Source organism: Mesorhizobium sp. M7A.F.Ca.US.005.03.2.1, assembly GCF_003997795.1.
Classification (GTDB): Bacteria; Pseudomonadota; Alphaproteobacteria; order Rhizobiales; family Rhizobiaceae; genus Mesorhizobium; species Mesorhizobium ciceri.
This window is the reverse complement of record NZ_RZRP01000376.1, coordinates 1-5910: the sequence shown is the minus strand read 5'-3', so window position 1 is coordinate 5910 and position 5910 is coordinate 1. Positions and strand designations below refer to the sequence as shown.

The following is a 5910-nucleotide window of genomic DNA, read 5'->3' as shown; positions in this document are numbered from 1 at the left end:
GTCCGGTGTTGGCGACCTTGTTGACGAGGTCGGAGACCGGAATTGCCTCGAAGAAATCGAGCTGTGCCGGTCGCAACAGATCGGCGACATCGCGCGGTTCGAGCGTGCGGCAATCCAGCCAACGTGCGAAATCCCTGGGATCGATCACCACCGGCATGCGGTCGTGGATATGCGCTATGTCGGCATTGGCGTTGATGGTCAGGATGGCGCCGGTGTCCATTTCCGAACCGCCCGGCTCGGCATAGGTCTCGATCAGTCCGGCGAAGGCAACCAGCCCGCCATGCCTGGGGCGTATCCAGTAAGGCTGCCCCTTCTTGCCACCGGTTTGCCGCCATTCATAAAAGCCGGACGCCGGCACCAAAGCGCGGCGATGGCGCATGGCGGCCTTGAACGACGCCTTTTCGGCAGCCCCTTCGGAGCGCGCGTTGAACAGCAGCGGAAACTCGCCTGTATCCTTCACCCAGGTCGGGATCAGCCCCCAGCGCACCAGCATTGGCTGCCGGTCCGGCAGATTGGAGCCCGGCGCCCGCGGAGGGCCGGCGACCGCCATCAGGATCGGCTGCGTCGGGGCGATGTTGTAGCGCGCCGGGAAATCCTCAAGCCCCGCCACGTCCAGAAAGGCAGCGGTCTGATCCGGCGTCGCGGTCAAGGCGAAACGTCCGCACATGGTCGATTGGTGCCCTTCGAAAGGTTCGGTTTCTGAAAGTGGCGATGGAACCGGCGTTGCGCAACCGCTAAAACTTGTCCACGCTGGCCGGTCCACAACTGACCGGCCTTCAGCCTGATTGGGAATCCATGAACGAAGCGCGCAAAATACTTCCGGCAGTCTCGGTCGCCGTCGTGCGGGCAGACACCGTGCTTCTGGTCAAGCGAGCCCGGCAACCGTCGCAAGGGCTCTATGCCTTTCCGGGCGGCAAGGTCGAGCCTGGTGAGACGCTGGAGGCAGCGGCAGAGCGCGAACTTCAGGAAGAAACCGGTTTGCGTGCCACAAATTATCGCCCGCTGCGGGAAATCCACATCGACGGCCGGGATGACAGCCACCCGGTCGATTATCTCCTCACAGTCTTCGGCGCCGCCTATGCCGGCGGCGAGGCCGTGGCCAGCGACGATGCGGAGACGGCGGCCTTCTATACGCTCAGCGAGATGGCGGCGCTGCCGCTGGCAGGCTCGGTATTCGCGGTCGCCGAAGACTTGTTGGCCCCCGGCGGAAACGCCGGACTGCTGTCCTGAAATCAACTTGCGGGCCACAAATTGTTTCGCCACAAAGACTTATGCTGTTTAGCAGAGCCACGCAGCTGGTAGAGAAGGCTTATGAATCGTCCATCCATGCTCCTCGCCGTGTGTCTTGCGGTCGGCGCGACCGTTTCGATACGGCCCGCGCTCAGCGCCGAGTCGCCGTTCGAGCCCGGGTTGATGCGGCTGGCGGAGGTTCTGGGCTCGCTGCATTTCCTGCGCAATCTGTGCGGCGAAAAGGGCGACCAGTGGCGTGTCGAGATGACAAAACTGCTCGATTCGGAAAATCCGGACGCCGAGCGGCGCGCCCGTTTCATTGCCAGCTTCAATCGCGGCTACCGCTCCTTCGGCGGCACCTATACGAGGTGCACGCCCTCGGCGACCGAAGCCATCAGCCGCTACATGAAGGAAGGCGAGACGCTGTCTCGCGACATCGCCTCGCGTTACGGCAACTAATGCATATCGCCCAAAAGTGGCTGCGGTTTTGGGAGAACGACACGCATAAAAACGAAAACCTAAAGCGCCTCGCCTGAATCCGTTCAAACGCGGCGCGCTTTAGGCACTCGCTTATCGACAACTATCCGAACCATTGCTGGGTACAGCCGATATATCGGCTTGTGCCAGGCAATATCTTGGTGCAATCCTCATGTTGCACTTCTGCAACAGTATTAACGAAACCTTACCGCGCGAAAGCGGAATTAACTCAAACTGAAGGTTTTCGCCCCGCAGGCCGCCCCAATCGGCTAAGTTTGACTCGAACTGAACGCAGCTTCGCACAAGGCAATCGGGCTTTGTAAAATACGATCAAAAAAATGTCGTATTTACAAATACTTAATTGTCCCTGCGTGTGAAATGAACAGATCAGGCCTGATCCACATCAATGGATCGCAGCTTGAAAGGGTGGACATTCGCTTATGGAACATGGTGTCAACGACATCGACGCGCTGGTCAGGGAAGAAAAACGCTTGACCGCCGTGGAAAGCCACAGCGAGGCCTGGGCGGAAGGTCTCTCCGCCGGGATAGAGCCCGAGATCATTGCCGAAGCAGCGCTCGAAACAGCCTTCGGCGAGATGTTGCGTGCCAATGGCGAGACCTCGGCCCTTGCCCTGCTCGACCGTATGCGTGAAAAGGTGATTGCTGGCGCCTTCGAACCTGAACGGCTGCGGCACTGAACCGACGTCCGGTTCTTTGACGGCAATATGCCGCTCGGGCGTCATGCCCGTAAGCAGGGAGAAACGGGCAGTGAGTTTTTCGATGTCAGGCAAGCCGCGTGGCTTGGTCCTTCGCATCTCTTTCGCCGCTTGCTGTGCCGCGATTCCCCTGGTTGTGTGTCTCGCGAGCAGCCCCGCCTATGCGCTGAGCGAAATCAAGCGCGAAGAGCTCCCCCCGACGGTCACACCGCCGGCCGACGACATGTCGCCCCCCGGAAGCACCGTGCCAATGCCCAACCCGGTCGGGACGCCGCCGCCGTCTAGCCAGCCGACTGCTCCTGCCGAAGCCGAGCCGGACAGTCCGGCGGATGGCGGCGTGACCAGGCCACGCGTCGATCCGGACACGCCAGTGCCCGAGGTCATCTACGATCTCGGCAAGCTGCCGGAACCAGTGCGGCGCATGCATGATTTGATCGTCGAAGCCTGCAAGGGCGGCGATATCGAAAAGTTGCGGCCGTTGATCGGCACGGGCGACAGCACAACGCAATTGTCCCTAACCGACATTGATGGCGATGCCGTCGCTTTCCTCAAGGGCCTCTCGGGCGACCCGGACGGCCAGGAAATCCTGGCCATCCTGGAGGAGGTGCTTGATGCCGGCTACGTCCACCTCGATGCCGGCACGCCACAAGAGCTCTACGTGTGGCCGTATTTCTTCGCCCTCCCGCTGGACAAGCTGGACGCCAAGCAGCGGGTCGAACTGTTCAAGATCGTCACCGCTGGCGATTTCGACGACATGAAGCAGTTCGGCGCCTATATTTTCTATCGCGTCGGTATCACCCCTAGCGGACAATGGTCATTCTTCGTCGCCGGGGATTGAGAGCGGCTCTTCCCACCCACGGGGGTAGGGAGCCTAGCGGGGCAATGCCTCAGAAAACTCCACCGCCCTACCCTGGCTTGGCGTGGCGATCTCGCCTTCCCACATCACGCGGCGGCCGCGAATGACGGTGCCGACCGGCCAGCCGACCACTTCTCTCCCGTCATAAGGCGTCCAGCCGGCTTTCGAGCCGGCCTGCGCATTGGTGATGGTCTGGCGCCGCTTCATATCGACGATGGTGAAGTCGGCGTCGTAGCCGGCAGCGATGCGGCCCTTTCTCGCCATGCCGAAGATCCGCTGCGGGCCGTGGCTAGACAGGTCGACAAAGCGCTGCAAGGTCAGCCGGCCGGCATTGACGTGGTCGAGCATGATCGGCACCAGCGTCTGCACGCCGGTCATCCCCGACGGTGAGGCCGGATAGGGCTTTGCCTTCTCGGCCAGCGTGTGCGGCGCGTGGTCGGAGCCGAGCACATCGACGATGCCTTGCGCAATGCCATGCCAGACGCCATCGCGATGGCGCGCGGCACGCACCGGCGGGTTCATCTGGATCAGCGTGCCAAGCCTGAGATAGTCGTCGGCGCTCAGCGTCAAATGATGTGGCGTCGCCTCGCAGGTCGCGACATCCTTGTGTTGTTCGAGGAACACAATCTCCTCGGCGGTCGAGATGTGTAGAACATGGATGCGGGCACGGGCGTTTCGCGCAATGCGTACCAGCCGTTCGGTACAGCGCAAGGCGGCGATCTCGTCGCGCCAGACAGGGTGCGATGCCGGGTCGCCTTCGATGCGTTCGCCAAGGCGCTCGCGCAGCCGGAATTCGTCTTCCGAATGAAAGGCGGCGCGCCGGCGCGTGTTTCTCAGGATCGACGCCACGCCCTCGTCATCCTCGACCAGCAGGTCGCCAGTGGACGAGCCCATGAAAACCTTGATCCCGGCCGCACCCGGCAGCCGCTCAAGCTCGCCGACATCCCCGGCATTCTCGCGGGTGCCGCCGACCCAGAAGGCGAAATCGCAATGCATGCGCCCCGTGCCGCGCCGGACCTTGTCGGCAAGCGTTGCCTCGCTGGTGGTCAGCGGATTGGTGTTGGGCATCTCGAACACGGCGGTGACACCGCCAAGCACGGCAGCGCGCGAACCCGTTTCCAAATCTTCCTTGTGCTCCAGTCCCGGCTCGCGAAAATGCACCTGGCTGTCGACGACACCCGGCAGGATATGCAGGCCGCGGCAGTCGATCGTCTCGCCGGCCGAGGCCTGGCGGAGATCGCCGATGGCAGCGATGCGCCCGTCCTTCACGCCGATGTCGCGAGCCCCTTCGCCGTCATGGTTGACCACTGTGCCGCCTGTCAGGATGAGGTCGTAGATCATGGCCATGCTCTCTTGCGGGGGGAGTGCCAGCGGCTTACGTAAAGGCCGACCATTTTGCAAGATCAGGTTGCTTTTCCGCCCATGCCCTGTGCCCAGCTCAAAGACCGCGCCCTCATTTCCGTATCAGGTCCGGATGCCGAGCATTTTTTGCAGAACATCCTGACCACCGATCTCGACATCCTGGCTCCCGGCGAAGCCAAACCCGGTGCGCTGCTGACGCCGCAAGGCAAGATCCTGTTCGATTTCCTGATCTCCCGCACCGGCGAGAATGCATTCCGGCTCGAATGCCGTGCCGACATATCGGACGATTTCGTACGCCGGCTGACGCTCTACAAACTGCGCGCCAAGGTCGAGATTGCCAAATCCGATCAGGCGTTTGTCACCGTCGCGTGGGGACATGAATCAACACCCTCACAATCTGATTCAACGGCGGCCGCCGACACACGCTTTCCGAAGGGTGCCGTCACGCGTTCCTATGGCGAAACGGATGAGCGCGGCGATCTTGCCGCGTGGCAGGCCTTCCGCATTGTCGGCGGCATTGCCGAAAGCGGCAGCGACTACCAACTCGGAGACGCCTTCCCCCACGATGTGCTGCTGGACGAAACCGGCGGCATCGGCTTCAAGAAGGGCTGCTATGTCGGCCAGGAGGTCGTCTCGCGCATGCAGCATCGCGGCACGGCCAGGCGGCGCGTGCTGATTGCATCGGCCGACAGGCCCCTGCCCACGCCCGGCACCGAACTGACCGTCGCAGGCAGGCCGGTTGGCACGCTCGGCTCGACCGTAGACACGACCGGTCTGGCCATTGTGCGCATCGACCGGGTCAAGGCGGCGCTCGATGCCGGCCAGCCGATCATGGCCGGGGACGTTCCGGTAACGCTGGGCATTCCCGGTTGGGCAAAATTCGCCTTCCCGCAGGAAGCCGTCAGCGCGGAGGAGGCCTGATGGCGGCCGACCGCGTCGGCGCGCCGGCACGCGCCTGGCAGCGCATGCTGTCGGGCCGCCGGCTCGATTTGCTCGACCCCTCGCCGCTCGACATCGAGATTTCGGACATTGCGCACGGGCTCGCCCGCGTTGCCCGCTGGAACGGCCAGACCAGCGGCGAGCATGCGTTTTCGGTCGCCCAGCACTCGCTGCTGGTCGAAGCGCTGTTCTGCGACCTGGTGCCCGAGGCTTCGGCCGACGCCCGGCTGGCGGCCCTGCTGCACGACGCCCCCGAATATGTCATCGGCGACATGATCTCGCCGTTCAAATCGGTGATGGGCGGCAGCTACAAGGATTGTGAGTTACGGC

Annotated in this window: 8 protein-coding genes; 6 read left to right on the top strand and 2 right to left on the bottom strand. The window is 62.8% G+C overall.

What is annotated here, in order from left to right; all coding sequences use genetic code 11:
• A partial coding sequence (locus EN991_RS20390) for an SOS response-associated peptidase (RefSeq protein WP_164769228.1) occupies positions 1 to 667 on the bottom strand: 667 nt, incomplete at its 3' end.
• Positions 668 to 795: 128 nt separating this feature from the next.
• On the opposite strand from EN991_RS20390, the gene EN991_RS20385 reads away from it, so the two are divergent.
• From EN991_RS20385 to EN991_RS20370, 4 genes are all read left to right on the top strand, one after another.
• Positions 796 to 1230 (top strand): NUDIX hydrolase, encoded by a 435-nt coding sequence (locus tag EN991_RS20385; RefSeq protein ID WP_024503054.1) that lies wholly within the window; start codon positions 796 to 798, stop codon positions 1228 to 1230.
• A gap of 81 nt (positions 1231 to 1311) precedes the next feature.
• On the top strand, positions 1312 to 1689 hold the full coding sequence (locus tag EN991_RS20380; RefSeq protein WP_013532565.1) for a TIGR02301 family protein: 378 nt from the start codon (positions 1312 to 1314) through the stop codon (positions 1687 to 1689).
• 458 nt (positions 1690 to 2147) lie between these two features.
• The gene (locus EN991_RS20375) at positions 2148 to 2405 is read left to right on the top strand and encodes a hypothetical protein (RefSeq protein WP_008874920.1); all 258 of its coding nucleotides are present in this window, start codon (positions 2148 to 2150) and stop codon (positions 2403 to 2405) included.
• A gap of 70 nt (positions 2406 to 2475) precedes the next feature.
• Positions 2476 to 3261, top strand: coding sequence for a hypothetical protein (locus EN991_RS20370; RefSeq protein ID WP_164753812.1), 786 nt, complete (start codon positions 2476 to 2478; stop codon positions 3259 to 3261).
• A 33-nt stretch (positions 3262 to 3294) separates the two neighbouring features.
• Here the strand turns inward: EN991_RS20370 and EN991_RS20365 are convergent, their stop codons facing one another.
• Positions 3295 to 4626, bottom strand: a complete 1332-nt coding sequence (locus EN991_RS20365; protein WP_245461020.1) for a dihydroorotase — start codon at positions 4624 to 4626, stop codon at positions 3295 to 3297.
• Between the two features lie 75 nt (positions 4627 to 4701).
• Here EN991_RS20365 and EN991_RS20360 point away from each other — a divergent pair, with 75 nt between their 5' ends.
• Positions 4702 to 5562 carry a folate-binding protein YgfZ gene (locus tag EN991_RS20360; protein ID WP_127369400.1) on the top strand — a complete coding sequence of 287 codons (861 nt, stop codon included), beginning with the start codon at positions 4702 to 4704 and terminating at the stop codon, positions 5560 to 5562.
• Positions 5562 to 5910, top strand: a 349-nt coding sequence (locus tag EN991_RS20355) for an HD family hydrolase (protein WP_164769226.1), incomplete at its 3' end; no start/stop codon positions are given. The genes EN991_RS20360 and EN991_RS20355, both read left to right, overlap by 1 nt.